This window comes from Erysipelatoclostridium sp. MSK.23.31 (assembly GCF_019125875.1).
GTDB classification, from domain to species: domain Bacteria; phylum Bacillota_I; class Bacilli_A; order Erysipelotrichales; family Coprobacillaceae; genus Thomasclavelia; species Thomasclavelia ramosa.
Window position 1 is genome coordinate 1 of the sequence record NZ_JAHOCB010000057.1, and the last position, 16,143, is coordinate 16,143.

Sequence of the window (16,143 nt, forward strand, 5' to 3'; positions counted from 1 at the left end):
AACAACAACAATTTATGATATAATTCGGTTCGTAGAATATAGTGTTCTGCGAAAATGGAAGGGTTGGAGGTAACGATGTATTGGTACATAGCCAGATGCAAAACTGGTAGAACTAAAAAACTTGTTAGTACTTTAAACAAACAAGTGAACATGAATGCCTTTATACCGAAAAGTGAAAGATGTTTTGGTAGAGGGGAAACAGCTGAGTTTATAGTTAAGGAAATATATCCTGACTATGTATTTATCAAGAGTGATCTTGATCAAGAAGCTTTTGATGAACAATTTAAAGAGTATTTTAAAACGATTAATGGATTAGTGGATTTACTTGAGTATAAAGATACATATCCATTAACTAGTGAAGAGCAGTCTTTACTAGAAAAGTTATTAGATAATACTGATACGATCAAACATACAAAAGGAGTTATAGTGGATCGAAGATTCGTTCCCACTGATGGTCCTTTAGTAGGTTTAGAAGATATGATCAAAAAAGTTGATAAATATAGAAGATATGCAACATTAGATACTGAAATTCTTACTGGTAAACTACTTGTTGCAATAGATTTTTAAGATGAACTGGTATGTCTTATATGTATTCAGTAATAAAACTAATAAAATACTTACTAATTTAAATCAAAGAAAAGAACTTACTGCCTTTATTCCTAAAACTGAAGTATTTCATAGGCAAGCAAAGAAAAAGACTACTAAGGATATGTTTGATAACTATATCTTTGTAAAGTCAGATTTAAAACAAAGTGATTTTAATGATCTTTTATTATCTATGAAAGACAAAAATGATGGACTGATTAAGCAATTAGAAAATGCTGAAGTATCTGCTTTAAGAGAAAAAGAAATAGAGTTCTTTAATAATGTATTAGATAAGGATAATGTCGCTAGAGTATCTGTTGGTTACCAAGAAGATGGTAAGACGATTATAACAGAAGGTCCCCTACTGCATTATCAAGATCATATTGTCAGAGTCATGAAACATCATTGTACAGCACAACTAGATTTACCTTTCTTTGATAGAAAGATCATTCTAGGAGTTGAACTTAAAAGCAAGGATTAAGTGTTACTCAGGTTAACTTGATAACACCTTAGTTCTGAACATAAAGTCTAGATTATTTGGGGTAAGGGGGAACTGTATCCTCTAGCCCGTAAATATGGCTTAAACAGGCGATGAACCTGTTTTTTTTATGTTCAAAAAAAGGAGGAGTAAAGCATGACTAAAATATTAGAAAAAATAAAATCTGAAGTAATCTGTGTTATTCATGATAAACAATACCAATACGCAAATGGTAAAGATGCTTATCAACAATTACCTACCAACTACTTTATTACATCTATTAAAGCTCTTAATAATCAAATTATCATTAACTTTAAATCAAATGAAATCGATGAAGATTGGCAAGAAGACTATAAGAAACAATTCGGTGGAGAGCCAAGTTTTTTTTGAGGGAGAGTGAAGAAGTGAATTTATTAATAGTAGGAGCAGGCGGACATGGAAGATGCTGTCTAGATATTGCTAGAGATATGAATATCTTTGATAAGATTTCTTTTCTTGATGATAACTGTATTAATGAAACAATCAATGATTGTGAAGTAATCGGTAGTATTGATGAAATGAGTTCTTATTATCCTGAATATACACATATTCATATTGCAATAGGAAACAACAAAACAAGAAGTAAACTGCTTTTACAAGCCAAAGAAATTGGCTATTCGTTGCCTATACTACAACACTCTTCAAGTGTTGTATCAAAGTATGCATCTATTGGTGAAGGGAGTGTTCTATTCCCCTACTCTGTAATAGAAGCAAATACATTGATAGGTCAAGGATGCATTATAGCATCTCATGTAGTAATCAATCATGATGTTCATATTGATGAAAATGTTCTTGTGAATACCGGAACAATTATCCGGCCAAACACAAAAATTAATAAACATGTAAGTATAGGTAGTCATTGTTTAATTACGATGAATAAAGAAATTGAACAAGAAACAATTCTTAAAGATGGAACGCAAATTTAACCATCTTTTTAATTTGAAATAAAATTGGGAGGGAAAATATGTTAACAGATAACCAAAAGAAGTATCTTCCACTTAAAAGAACAATTGATGTTGTTTTAAGTGGTGGTGCTATTGTAGTGCTAAGTCCGGTACTTGGTTTATTAGCATTAGCTATTAAACTAGATTCACCTGGACCTGTACTATTCAAACAAAAACGTGTGGGAAAAGATAAAGAATTATTTGAAATCTATAAATTTAGAACTATGAGAACAGATACACCTAGTGATATGCCTACTCATATGTTAAAAGATCCAGATCAATTTATTACTAAAACAGGTAAATTTCTAAGAAAGACTTCTTTAGATGAATTACCACAAATCTTTAATATCTTTACAGGGAAGATGTCCGTTATCGGACCTCGTCCTGCATTATGGAATCAAGATGATCTTATAGCAGAGAGAGATAAATATCATGCTAATGACGTAACACCAGGATTAACTGGTTGGGCACAAATTAATGGTAGAGATGAATTAGAGATAGATGTTAAAGCTAAGTTCGATGGTGATTATGTCAATGATATGTCACTGAAAATGGATATCAAATGTTTCTTAGCAACAATAGGATCAGTATTATTACATGATGGTGTAGTAGAAGGTGGAACTGGAGAGCTAAAAGAAACAGTTGATACACAAATAGTAGATCCTGAAAAGATAGATAAAGAAGCTAAGATTGGTGCTGCAGTGGTAGGTACTGCTGGAGCAGTTGGACTTACTGGTTTAGGTCTTGTTTTTAAACATATTAAGAATAAAGATAAACATAAAGATAAGAAATCTCATAAGGGACTTCTTTTTAGTTTGGCTGCTTTAACATATGCAGGTTATACAGCATATACAAATATAAAAAGAAAAGTACAGTTGCAAGATAACTTTATTAATGAAGAAGAACTTAAACCAACAAAAAAGGATAATCATCTTCCATTAAAGAAAATATTAATAACTGGTGCTAATAGTTATATTGGTGAATCAGTAGAGAAATGGTTAAACAATTCAAATAATGAGTACGAAGTAGATACACTTGATATGTTGGATCCTAATTGGAAAGAATATGACTTTTCTAAATACGATACAGTATTTCATGTTGCAGGGATAGCTCATGCAGATGTGGGCAATGTATCTGAAGAAGTAAAACAAAAATATTACAAAGTAAATACTGAATTAACTTTAGAAGTTGCGAATATTGCAAAAGAAGCTAAAGTAAAACAATTTATCTTTATGTCTTCAATGATTGTCTATAGTGGTTGTGAGACAACTCATATCACTAAAGATACTCAACCTAAAGCAGAAAACTTCTATGGTGATAGTAAATTACAAGCTGATTTAAAATTACAAGAAATGAATGATGAATCATTCAAAGTTGTAGTCGTAAGACCACCAATGATTTATGGAAAAGGATCTAAAGGTAATTATCCACAATTAGCAAAACTAGCAACTAAGTTGCCAGTATTTCCAATTGTAGATAATAAAAGATCAATGCTCCATATTGATAACTTATGTGAATTCATCAAGTTGATGATTGATAATGAAGAAGCAGGTGTATTCTTTCCTCAAAATGATGAATATACAAATACTTCGGATATGGTACAAATGATAGCAAATGTAAAAGGACACAAAATTATTATGTTACCTGGTACATCGCTACCGATAAAGCTATTAGAAAATTTACCTGGTAAGATTGGTAGTTTAGCTTCTAAGGCATTTGGTGACTCATATTACGATATGGATATGAGTTTATATGACTTAATTGATTACAGAGTAGTTGATATGAAACAATCTATTATACAAACAGAGGAAACTGAGAAACTCATCGAATATTCTTATACGGATGTATCTAAGAAATATAGCGTTTTAATGTCGGTGTATAAAAATGATAATCCAGATTTTCTAGGAATGGCGGTTGATAGTATGACAAAACAATCGATACCACCTGAACAAATTGTTATGGTTATTGATGGCCCAATTCCAGATGAGGTAAATAAGGTAATTACTAAATATGAAGATGACTCAGATTTGTTTACTATAATTAGACTTGAAAGAAATAGAGGTTTAGGTAATGCACTAAACGAGGGATTAAAACATTGTAGAAATGAGCTAATTGCACGTATGGATTCTGATGATATATCTTTACTTGATAGATGTGAAAAGCAATTAGAGTACTATATTGAAAATCCGCAAACTGGAATATTAGGTACTCAGATATATGAATTCATCGGAAAAACAGAAAACATAGTTTCAATGAGAAAAGTACCTACAACTTTGGAGGGAATAAGGAAATTCGCAAAAAGAAGATCACCATTTAATCATCCAACAGTAATGTTTAGAAAATCTGTTATTGAACAGTTAGGTGGATATCCTATTTTAGGAAGAAAAGAAGATTTAGGCCTCTTTGTTACAGCTGCTAATAAAAAAGTCATTTTAGCTAATTTAGAAGAAGCCCTGTTATATTACAGAACAAATGACGAAAACTTACAAAGAAGAAAAAATTGGATAAACTGCAAAGAATATATTCAAGTTATGTATAGTTTTCACAAAAAAGGTTATATTGGTGTCTCGGATATGGCATATGTTTTTGTTGGACAAATGGTAATGTATTTAATGCCATCAAGCATTGTAAAAGGTTTAAATAAACGTTATTTGCGTAAAACAAAATAATGATTTTCATTATTCTCTATCTTATACATTTAATTGATAAACTATGATGAAAGGTTGTTTTAATTATGAATAAAAAATTGGTTTCAATTATTATCCCTTGCTATAATGTGGAAAAGTTTATTATAAATGCTTTGGACTCTATATTTGTTCAAGAATATCAAAATGTTGAAGTTTTGTGCATTAATGATGGTTCATTAGATAAGACAATGGAGTTGATAAACAAATATAAGAAAAACAATAATAAAGTTAAATTAATCACAAAAGAAAATGGTGGCGTAAGTTCTGCTAGAAATGTTGGATTAGACAATGCTACTGGTGATTATATTTTATTTCTTGATGCGGATGATCAATTCGGACCAAATTGTATTAAAATATTAGTTGAAGCTGTGGAAAACAATAATGTTGATACAGCATTTGGATTTTGGTCTATAAATAAAGAAGATTTAAATTTAAAGGAAAAAGTATCTTATAATAAATTGAATCAAACGGATATAGTTCATTCATTTATGTATAAACCAAAGCCAAATTCTTTTTTTAATTTTTTATATAAAAAAGAATTGATAAAAAATAATGGCATTAGATTTGATACAGATATTAAATATGGTGAGGATAATCTGTTTTTTTGGAAATATGTATGTCATATTAAAAATGGAATATTTGTCAATAGTCCATTATACTGGTACTTTCAAAATGAATGCTCTGTTATGCATAATTTGAATTGGAGTTTTGTGGATACAGCAATTTCTATTCAGAGAGCATCAAAGTATATAGAAAGTAATTTCAAAACTGTATCTAATGAATTTAACAATTATATGATTGCAAGAACTTATTTTTCTATTGCAATGCAGTTTGCAAAACACCGCCAAAAGGATTTATATATAGAATTTTGTAAACAATACAGAGTTAAAAACTATGCAAAAATGTTGATTAATAAAAATGGAATTATATTGACAATATGCTCGTCTTTTTTAAGACTATCTCCATCTTTATTTTATTTGGTATGCAAATTTTTGTAAAAGATTGACACATTATTAACTTTTTATAAGTAATTACGATAAGTTTGTATACTATGGAGGTGATTTTATGACTATCGTAGAACAAGGATTATTTGTACTTTTATTTATTTTTTCTATTATATTTATTATTCGTGGCAATAAAACATTAAGAACTTTAGGATATATTACAATTATTATCCTATTTTCATATGTTTGTTCAATACGGTCTATGGATTCTGCCGATACAACTGAATACTTAAACTACTACATTAAATCCGCAAATATTAGTCAGTTAAAATATGGATTTGGAAGGGATTATTATCCGTGGATAGAAAATTGGTATATTAATTTTTGCTGGTTATGTAATAAATTTGGATTGAATTTTAGTCAGTTTTTATTTCTAGTGGCATTTTTATTTAATTCTATTTCAGTGTATTCAATAAATAAAATAATAAATATTAAATTTACAAACCATACAAAAGCGTCATTGATGCTTTCTGGTTTATTTATTTATTTTGCAAATTTTGGTTTTCTATATTCTTACGTTGTAATGAGAGGCGGATTATCATTTGCACTATTTTTATTAGTTTATTCGTTTGATTTAGAAAAAAAATATCTATATGAAGTTATTGCTTTTATTGCTGCATTAGCATTTCATAATTTTTCACTAGTTATAATTCCAATAATTTTATTAAGAAGATTTAGATTTAAAAATAAATATAGAAAAGTATATAGAAATATATTTTTATTGTTTTTTGTTTTATTAATATTACTTAGTTTAATGCGTGTTGATATATATTTTACTAGTTTTTTTGGTACATTATTTAACACCATTACTAAAGGATATTCTGCTGCAAATGTTTATTTATCCGATGTTTCTTTCGCAGGGGGAATTAAAAAATCTATTCTTCTTTTTTTAATTCAAAATATATATTTGCTTTATCTATATTGGAATGAAGAAGATAATTATACATATGAATTTTTATTATTACTTATTGGAGGTATAATTGCAGTTCTAATAAATGACAATGCAGTTGTAAGGGCCACAAACTATTTCTTTGTTTTTCAATTATTTTTGTATATTCAATATTTAATGAAATACAAACTAAGTCATAGATTATATGAAATGAAAGTTAATAAAAAGTTTTTTTATAATTCAGTAATTATTATTATGGTTATACCTATGTTTACTATGATTTATATTTTACGTTACTGCAGCATAATATAATAAAATTGGAGGAATAAATCTATATGAAAAAATTTGCAATATATCTCCCACAATTTCATGAAATTGAAGAGAATAATTTATGGTGGGGAAAGGGTTTTACTGAATGGACAAATGTGAAATCCGCACAAAAATTATTTGATAATCATATTCAACCTCAAATACCATTAGAGAAGAATTATTACAATTTGTTAGATAAAAAAACTGTTGAATGGCAAACAAATATTGCTAACAAATATGGTGTGGATGGATTTGTTTATTATCATTATTATTTTGAAGGAAAATTAATAATGGAAAAACCAGCAGAAAATATTTTGAACTGGAAAGATATTAACCAAAAGTTTTTCTTTTGTTGGGCTAATCATACATGGCTTAAAGGACACAGTGACAATAGAGAAGTTTTAATCGAACAAACATATGGAGATGAAACATCGTGGGAAAAACATTTCGATTATCTATTACCTTTTTTTAAAGATGATAGATATGAAAAGTGTAAAAATAAACCAATGTTTATGATATATATGGCAGAAATACCAAACAAAAAGGAAATGTTTGATTATTTTGATAGAAGATGTAAAGAAAATGGATTTGATGGGCTCTATATCGTAGAAACTTATATGGGGGATCTTTCAAAAGGGGATATTTCTCATTTTATTGATTTATTAACACCGCAATCAGAAATGATTTATTTAAGGGAACCAAATATGAGTGTACGATTATATATGAAAAAGAATCCTTTTTACAGATTGAAGCAAAAAATATTGAAAAACACTACTTTTGATTTTCCTGATAAATGGGTTGCCAAGATTTCAGGAAATAAATTATTTAATTTAATGACAAAATATTATGATGTATCAATTGGAAATCGATATTTATCACATGGTGTTTTTTTTACTTGGGATAATACACCGAGGCATGGAAAAAGAGGTTATATAATAACTGAACCAGATGAAGATTCTTTTAAAAAATATGCATCAAAGATGAAAGATCAATACATATTTATAAATGCTTGGAATGAATGGGCTGAAGGTATGATGTTAGAGCCCACAGAAAATAACAAATTTATGTATCTTGAATGGATTAATAAATATATGAAAACTTTATCGGAGGTTAAGGATGAAAATTAGTATTATAATGCCAGAAATAGTTAGATCACCCTCAGGTGGTCATAAAGTAATATATGAATATTGCAATAGATTGGTAAATGAAGGACATATAGTTTCTTTGTATTTTTTCCCTGGTCCTATTTTTAAAAAATATCATATTATTGAACCCATTAGATTGATTATGGTGAAATTTTATGGTGAAAGTATTGGACCGAGAGCATGGTTTAATCTTGATAAACGAGTTCAAGTTAATGTAATTAAGCAAAATGATACTATTGACGATGGAGATATTGTTATAGCGACAGCAATTAATACGGCAACATTTGTAAATAAATTACCTCAGTCAAAAGGGAAAAAGTTTTATTTTATTCAAGGCTTTGAGAATTGGAATAATTCTAATGAAGAAGTTTATGAAACATATAGATTAGGAATGACCAATATTGCTGTGTCAAATTGGTTGAAGGAGATCGTTGAACAACAAAGTGAAAAAAAATGCTACCTTATATCAAATGGGATAGATACGAATGTATTTTATAACAAAGGTATCGCCAGAGAGAAACACTCTGTCGTCTTTCAATATAGAAAAGATGTTTGTAAAGGTGGACAATATGCATTTGAAGTAATTAAACGATTACATGATAAATATTCCGATTTGAAAGTGGAAATTATTTCTTCTGAAAAAATAACTTTTGAATTACCTGAATATTGTACGTATCATTTTAATATTTCAGCTGAAGAGGTTGCTGAAATAAATAATAGAAATCAAGTCTTTATGTGTACATCAATTGAAGAAGGATATGGATTACCCGGTTTAGAAGCTATGGCAACAGGAATGGCATTGGTAATAACAGATTATCTTGGCGCAAAAGAATATGCGATAAATGGGTATAATGCATTAGTATCCCCAACTAAAGATGTAACTGAAATGACCGAAAATATAGTACGTCTTTTTGAAGATGAACAGTTGAGACTTTCAATTATTCAAGGTGGACTTGATACTGCTAAGAATAAATCAATAAATAATACATTTGAATTGTTAAAAAATTTATTATTTAATGAAAGTTAAAATGTATATTTATTTAAAAATAATACTAATTTTTGAAAGGATTAAACGATATGGATAAGAATATTATGGTTTCTGTGATATGTACTACTTATAATCATGAAAAATATATTGAGAGAGCCCTAAAGAGTTTTGTTACACAAAATACAAATTTTTGCTTTGAAGTACTTGTGCATGATGATGCTTCTACAGATTCCACTGCAAAAATAATTGAAAAATATGCAAAAAAATATCCAAAAATTATAAAACCTATTTTACAAGTTGAAAATCAATATTCAAAAAAGGTAAATATTAATACTAATTTTATTATTCCAAGAATCAAAGGAAAATATGTAGCATTATGTGAAGGTGATGATTATTGGATAGATGAATATAAATTACAAAAACAATTTGAAGTTATGGAGAATAATGAAGATTGTATAATGTGTAGTCACAAAACAGAGGCATTTGACTTGGATAATGGCAAAAAATGGTTTCTTCCTCTTTGCAATATAGAAACAGGAATAATTCCTACCAATCAAGTGATGGATGCTGTTTTTGGATTGATGCATTTATCATCAGATATGTTTAGAACTGATATATATAAGGAATATCGTCAGTCAAATTTAGAATATATTAAAATAATGCCGACAGGTGATAGAGCTATTTTATTGTATGTTGCAAATAGAGGGAAAATTTATTTTATCAATGAGCCTATGTCCCGTTATAATAAAGGCGTAGAAGGAAGTTACACAAAACGAATTGAACAAAACAAACAAAATAATATAAAAAAGAATAAGCAAATTTTAAAAGCTGAACTTATTTTTAAGGAAGAGTGTTGTAAGGAAATTTATAAAAATGATTTAGATAGAAAAATTGCTGAGGACTGGTTTGAATTAAAAAAATCTATGAATGATTATAAGATAGACAAAAAAGGGATTGATAGAGATATGCTTAAACTACTTTCAAAGAAAAAAAGAATATTGTGTATATTGGGAAGATTTTCTCCTAGGACTGTAAGCATTTTATGGAAAGTTACTCATCGAAATTATTAAGTCTATTTAATGATAAAAAGAAAACTATAATTTAAAATTGAAAAGATAGATTGACACTTACAGAAGTATAAATAAGATGAAATGGAGGAACAAAATGGATATAAAAAATAAGACTATAACTAACATGATTTGGCGTTTTACTGAACGTAGTGCAGCGCAAATTGTAAGTTTTATTGTTTCTATAATTCTGGCTAGATTATTATTACCAGAACAATACGGAACAATTGCATTAATCACCGTTTTCACAACAATATTACAAGTTTTCGTAGATAGTGGTATGGCCAATGCACTTATACAAAAAAAGAACGCTGATGATCTTGATTTCTCGACCGTTTTTTATTTTAATTTTATTATTTGTATAATACTTTATTTATTAATGTTTATTTGTGCACCTTTTATTGGCGATTTTTATAACGATAATTCATTAGTTCCGTTAACTAGAGTAATAAGCCTTACATTGATTATTTCGGGTGTAAAGGGTGTACAACAAGCTTATGTTTCAAAGCATCTTTTATTTAAAAGGTTTTTTTATTCTACTTTAGGAGGCACACTTTTTTCTGCAGTTGTTGGTGTATTAATGGCCTATAAAGGATATGGTTGTTGGGCATTAGTTGCTCAACAGTTATCTAATGCAACTATAGATACATTAATATTATGGTTAACTGTAAAGTGGAGACCTAAGCTACAGTTTTCACTTCAAAGATTGAAAAGATTGTTTTCTTATGGCTGGAAATTATTGATTTCATCATTACTAGATGTTGGATATAATAATTTAAGAAACCTAATAATAGGAAAAGTTTATTCATCATCTGATCTGGCATTTTACAATAAAGGGCAGCAATTTCCAACTTTGATAGTGACAAATATAAATACATCTATAGACAGTGTTTTGCTACCTGTTATGGCTTCCGCTCAAGATGATGTAACTGTAGTAAAAAATATGACTAGAAAGTCAATAAAGATGAGCAGTTTCATAATGTGGCCATTAATGCTTGGTTTATTTACTTGTGCTAGGCCATTAGTTGAATTATTATTGACCGAAAAGTGGATGGCATCTGTGTTCTTTTTAAGAGTGTTTTGTTTAAATTATGCTTTTTGGCCCATTCACACAGCTAATTTAAATGCAATAAAAGCAATGGGGAGAAGTGATATTTTTCTCAAGCTAGAAATTTTTAAAAAAATTATTGGTATTATTTCAATTTTGATAACCTTACCTTTTGGGGTACATATTATGGCTATTGGTTATTTAATAACTGCGCCTCTCAGTGCTATCATTAATGCATTTCCAAATAGCAAATTGTTAAATTATAGTTTTAAAGAGCAACTTGAAGATTTAGTACCATATTTTTTATTAGCATTATTTATGGCTATATGTATTTGGCAAATTCAGTATCTTCCTATAGGAAATATTACTATTATTGCCATACAAATAATATCGGGAGCTCTAATTTACATATTGGGATCAAGAATTTGTAAATTTGATGTTTATTTTGAATTAATAAATATGATTAAAAGAAAAAGATGATTTTTGATGTCGTAATGACATTTTTTTATTTGCGCAAAAGTTGAAGGAGGATATTACTATGTCAAATAATATATTAGTTACTCGTTCGTCAATGCCTGACTTTGATGAATATGTAAAAGAGATAAAAGAAATGTGGGACAGCCATTGGCTAACAAACATGGGACCTAAACATAAGGAATTAGAAAAACAACTAAAAGAGTATTTGGATTTAGAATACATGGATATGTTTACGAATGGACATATGGCATTAGAATTATCATTACAAGCATTAAATTTAAAAGGAGAAGTTATAACTACTCCTTTTACTTTTGCTTCAACAACACATGCAATTGTTAGAAATGGATTAGAACCAGTGTTTTGTGATATTGATCCTATAACATTTACAATGGATGTTACAAAGATTGAAGATTTAATTACAGATAGAACATGTGCAATTATGCCTGTGCATGTTTATGGTAACGTTTGTAATATTGATGAAATAGATAGAATTGCTAAAAAGTATGGATTAAAAGTAATCTATGATGCAGCTCATACTTTTGGGGTTAAATACAAAGGTAAAGGTATTGGTAGCTATGGTGATGTTTCTTGTTTTAGTTTTCATGCTACGAAAGTATTTAATACTATTGAAGGCGGTTGTGCATGTTTTCATGATCAAGAATTTGGTAAAAAATTATATCAATTAAAGAACTTTGGTATTAGAGGTCCTGAAGATGTTGATGGTATTGGTGCCAATGCTAAAATGAATGAATTTTGTGCTGCTATGGGAATTTGTAATTTAAGACATGTAGATAATGAAATCTTGAAAAGAAAAGCAATAGTAGAGAGATATATGTCTCATTTAGGTAATGTAGAAGGTATTCAAACTAATCCTATTCAAGATGATGTTGTTCCTAACTATGCATATTTTCCAGTATTCTTTGATGAAAAAGTATTTGGTGCAACAAGAAATGAAGTGTTTGATGTATTAGCAAAAGAAGGAATTGGTGCAAGAAAATATTTCTACCCTCTTACTAATACTTTTGAATGTTTCCATGGGAAATATGATGTAAATAAAACACCAATAGCATTACGACTAAGTAAAAGGGTATTAACTTTACCATTATATGCTGACTTATCATTAGATGATGTGGATAGAATTTGTAACCTAATATTAGGATGTGGAAAAAATGGATAAAACACCAATTCAAAAGATTAGAAGCATTAATGATAATAATGTTTATATTAAAAGAGATGATTTATTAGGAGAATCATTTGGAGGTAATAAATATAGAATTGCTTGCGAATTCTTTGAAGATATGAAGGATAAAAATAAAGACTTAATAATAGCTTATGGTAATAGCAGGTCTAATTTATGTAGAGTAATTTCATATCTAGCATATAAAAATAAAATTCCGTGCTATATCGTTTCACCAAGTGATGATAACGGAGATAGAATTGATACTTTTAATAGTTTTTTAGTCAAACAAACTGATGCACATTATGTATTTTGTAGTAAAAATGATGTTACTGATACTGTGGATAAATTAATAACAGGCTTAACGTCAAAAGGTTATAATCCATATTATATAAATGGGGATAAATACGGTAAGGGTAATGAAAAGGTACCTGTTGGTGCTTATTATAAGGTTATAGATGAAATAATTGAACAAGAGAAAACTATGAATATGGCTTTTGATTATATCTTTTTTGCGTCAGGAACTGGTATGACACAGTCAGGATTGATTGCAGGAAATATTAATCATAATAAAAAGTATAAAATTGTAGGTATATCTATTGCAAGAAATCTAAATAATCAAATATTTAAATTAAATACTTTTTTAAATCAATACTTTAATACGTGTGATAATGATTATTCAAATGATATTGTGTTCGATGATAATTATCTTTGTGGGGGTTATGGTCAATATAACGATGAAATCACTAAAGAAATAATTAATATGTATAAAGAAAATGGAATTCCAATGGATCCTACGTATACAGGTAAAGCTTTTGTTGGAATGAAGAATTATCTAGTGGAAAATAATATTGAAAATAAAAATATTCTATTTATTCACACTGGAGGAACTCCTTTGTTCTTTGATTTTATTAGAAATATTCAAGACGATTCACTAAAAATAAAGAAACTTGTTTGTTTTTTAAATGAAATTGATAATGATTTACCAATTAGTTTAAGCTCGAGAGTCAATATAGATCAATATGCAGAGAAAATCTATCATAATTCTGAGATGTGTATGCGTATGGATGAAAACAATAGAATTATTAGTCTGGTTTCTGGTTACATTAATAGTGATACTAAAATAGCTTATATAACAATAATAGGTACACTTAAAGATTTTAGAGGAAAAGGAATTACAGTTGATCTTTTATATGATTTTGAAAAGAAAGCGCGTCAAGAAAATATGAATGAAATCGTAATTACTACACATGTAACTAATGAAGCAGCTATTAGTTTATATAAGAAATGTAAATATCAAATAGTAAAAATTGATAATGAGACTGTATATATGAATAAAAAACTGGAGGATAAATAGATGAATATATTATTTACTTCTGTAGGTAGAAGAACTTATCTAGTTGAGTATTTTAAAGAAGCTCTTAATGGTGAAGGAAAAATATATGTAGCTAATAGTGATGCTAATTCACCTGCTTTTTTAGTAGCAGATGAATCTGTTGTTTCGCCTTTAATATATGATGAAAAGTATATTCCATTTTTATTAGACTACTGTAAAAACAATGAAATTAGTGCAATTATTTCTTTATTTGATATTGATTTACCAATTTTATCTAAGAATAAAGAATTGTTTAAACAAAATGGCATAACAGTTGTTGTCTCAGATGAACGAGTATTAGATATATGTAATGATAAATACAAAACATATCAATTTTTAATTGAGAATGGGTTTAATGCACCAAAAACATTTATTGATATGGTTGAAGCTGAGAATAATATCCAAAATAATGTCTTAAAATTCCCATTGATTCTTAAACCTAGATGGGGTATGGGGTCAATTGGAATTTATAAAGCAGATAATCTTGAGGAATTAGAAGTATTCTATAAAAAACTTAAAAAAGAAATCTTTAACACATATTTAAAATATGAATCATCAATAGATGTTGATCATGCAATCCTTATTCAAGCGATGATAGATGGTCAAGAATATGGTTTAGATATTATTAATGATTTAGAAGGTAATTATCAAAATACTATAGTAAAAAAGAAAGTGGCTATGCGTTCTGGAGAAACTGATTGTGCTGAAACTGTTGATTCAATAGAAATAAAGCAAATTGGTGAGAAACTATCTAAAACAATAAAACATATTGCCAATCTTGATTGCGATGTATTTGTAACTAGCGATAACACTATCTATGTATTAGAAATGAATGCGCGTTTTGGCGGTGGATACCCTTTTAGTCATTTAGCAGGTGTTAATTTACCAATGGCAATAATTAAATGGTTATCAAATGAATCTGTAGATATTAAAGAATTATTAACGGCAAAACCAAGTGTTTACGGTCAAAAAGACATTAATATAGTTCGTATTAAATAAAAAAATATATTTATATATACGGAGGTGAAATAATGCATTTAAACACAACATCATATCAAGATATCTTAAATATATTATGTAAAGAATTAGAATTAAATGAACAAGTGATTCTAGATATCATAGATTCAGGTTACTATATGTTCCAACAAGATCATCAAATACTATATATTGATGATTTATATGAATGCTATTTCAATATTGTAAAAAGAAATTTTACAGGAAATATTGATAAAGTGCCTTTCTATAGTATATCTAGAAGATTAAAAGATACTGATAATGATGGATTAAGTCTGTTAGAATTATTAACAGAAGAAAATAGTTTTTCAAACTATTTAAAGGAATATGGATTAACATTTAAATTTGATAAAGAAATAGAAATGTATGTTAATGGTAACAAGGTTGATATTCCTGATGAAGGCAAATATAAACCCTACCTAAAAAATAGATTCTCATATGATTATTCATTTAAAGGTTATGCTTTTGATGATCAATTAATGAATAATGAGATATTAGAAAGAGTTAAGTATGGTCCAGAGTTCTTTGGACATCTTTTTAATTACGTAGATAACGATGATGAAATCATTGATAATTATCTAGAACAAAGTAAATTGTACAAATTTGAGTACTTAGTACCTATTGAAGATATTTACTTTGAAAATTATGAGGAACTAACTAATGAAGAAAAACAATATCACATCTTAGCGATGATGATGTTAAGATTGTATTTTTATAAATATGATAAGGATTTTGTAGAAACTGATGAAATGAATCCACTAATGGTAGTGGCTAATTATAAGTCCCTTTCTAGCAAATATCTTGTAAATAAAACTGAGTTAGATGATGAGGCACTAGGCTATTAGTCTAGTGCTTTTTTATTTTACCTGTTCAAATTGAAAATTTGAACATATAGACTTAAGTCAGTTGAGCATACG

At 28.2% G+C, this 16,143-nt stretch carries 15 protein-coding genes; all 15 read left to right on the forward strand.

The genetic code is table 11. From position 1 onward, the window contains the following. The first annotated feature begins 75 nt into the window (after positions 1 to 75). The 15 genes from KSU54_RS16775 to KSU54_RS16850 all read left to right on the forward strand — a co-directional run bounded on the left by KSU54_RS16775 (position 76) and on the right by KSU54_RS16850 (position 16,071). On the forward strand, positions 76 to 567 hold the full coding sequence (locus KSU54_RS16775; protein WP_117792738.1) for a transcription termination/antitermination NusG family protein: 492 nt from the start codon (positions 76 to 78) through the stop codon (positions 565 to 567). Between the two features lies 1 nt (position 568). Further along, complete coding sequence (locus tag KSU54_RS16780; protein ID WP_117792740.1) at positions 569 to 1,066, forward strand: transcription termination/antitermination NusG family protein; 498 nt, start codon at positions 569 to 571, stop codon at positions 1,064 to 1,066. Positions 1,067 to 1,219: 153 nt separating this feature from the next. Then, the gene (locus KSU54_RS16785) at positions 1,220 to 1,453 is read left to right on the forward strand and encodes a hypothetical protein (RefSeq protein WP_117792742.1); all 234 of its coding nucleotides are present in this window, start codon (positions 1,220 to 1,222) and stop codon (positions 1,451 to 1,453) included. Between the two features lie 14 nt (positions 1,454 to 1,467). Next, positions 1,468 to 2,028: a PglD-related sugar-binding protein gene (locus KSU54_RS16790; protein WP_117792744.1), complete on the forward strand. Its 561-nt coding sequence runs from the start codon at positions 1,468 to 1,470 to the stop codon at positions 2,026 to 2,028. A gap of 38 nt (positions 2,029 to 2,066) precedes the next feature. Beyond that, the gene (locus KSU54_RS19030) at positions 2,067 to 4,715 is read left to right on the forward strand and encodes a sugar transferase (RefSeq protein ID WP_272482456.1); all 2,649 of its coding nucleotides are present in this window, start codon (positions 2,067 to 2,069) and stop codon (positions 4,713 to 4,715) included. Positions 4,716 to 4,780: 65 nt separating this feature from the next. Beyond that, entirely contained in the window at positions 4,781 to 5,731 is a 951-nt protein-coding gene (locus tag KSU54_RS16805; protein ID WP_117792746.1) for a glycosyltransferase family 2 protein, read from the forward strand. A 67-nt stretch (positions 5,732 to 5,798) separates the two neighbouring features. Beyond that, complete coding sequence (locus KSU54_RS16810; protein WP_117792748.1) at positions 5,799 to 6,938, forward strand: EpsG family protein; 1,140 nt, start codon at positions 5,799 to 5,801, stop codon at positions 6,936 to 6,938. Positions 6,939 to 6,961: 23 nt separating this feature from the next. Further along, positions 6,962 to 8,062, forward strand: a complete 1,101-nt coding sequence (locus KSU54_RS16815; RefSeq protein ID WP_117792750.1) for a glycosyltransferase WbsX family protein — start codon at positions 6,962 to 6,964, stop codon at positions 8,060 to 8,062. Next, a complete protein-coding gene (locus KSU54_RS16820; RefSeq protein WP_117792752.1) occupies positions 8,052 to 9,107 on the forward strand; it encodes a glycosyltransferase family 4 protein in 1,056 nt (351 codons plus the stop codon). The genes KSU54_RS16815 and KSU54_RS16820 overlap by 11 nt, the downstream gene beginning before the upstream one ends. Positions 9,108 to 9,157: 50 nt before the next feature. Next, on the forward strand, positions 9,158 to 10,138 hold the full coding sequence (locus tag KSU54_RS16825; protein ID WP_117792754.1) for a glycosyltransferase: 981 nt from the start codon (positions 9,158 to 9,160) through the stop codon (positions 10,136 to 10,138). 94 nt (positions 10,139 to 10,232) lie between these two features. After that, the gene (locus KSU54_RS16830) at positions 10,233 to 11,663 is read left to right on the forward strand and encodes a lipopolysaccharide biosynthesis protein (RefSeq protein WP_117792756.1); all 1,431 of its coding nucleotides are present in this window, start codon (positions 10,233 to 10,235) and stop codon (positions 11,661 to 11,663) included. Between the two features lie 58 nt (positions 11,664 to 11,721). Continuing rightward, entirely contained in the window at positions 11,722 to 12,837 is a 1,116-nt protein-coding gene (locus KSU54_RS16835) for a DegT/DnrJ/EryC1/StrS family aminotransferase (RefSeq protein ID WP_117792758.1), read from the forward strand. Then, the gene (locus KSU54_RS16840) at positions 12,830 to 14,194 is read left to right on the forward strand and encodes a pyridoxal-phosphate dependent enzyme (RefSeq protein ID WP_117792760.1); all 1,365 of its coding nucleotides are present in this window, start codon (positions 12,830 to 12,832) and stop codon (positions 14,192 to 14,194) included. The genes KSU54_RS16835 and KSU54_RS16840 overlap by 8 nt, the downstream gene beginning before the upstream one ends. Then, a complete protein-coding gene (locus tag KSU54_RS16845) occupies positions 14,195 to 15,211 on the forward strand; it encodes an ATP-grasp domain-containing protein (RefSeq protein ID WP_117792762.1) in 1,017 nt (338 codons plus the stop codon). A gap of 32 nt (positions 15,212 to 15,243) precedes the next feature. Continuing rightward, positions 15,244 to 16,071: a hypothetical protein gene (locus KSU54_RS16850; RefSeq protein ID WP_117792764.1), complete on the forward strand. Its 828-nt coding sequence runs from the start codon at positions 15,244 to 15,246 to the stop codon at positions 16,069 to 16,071. Positions 16,072 to 16,143: the final 72 nt, after the last annotated feature.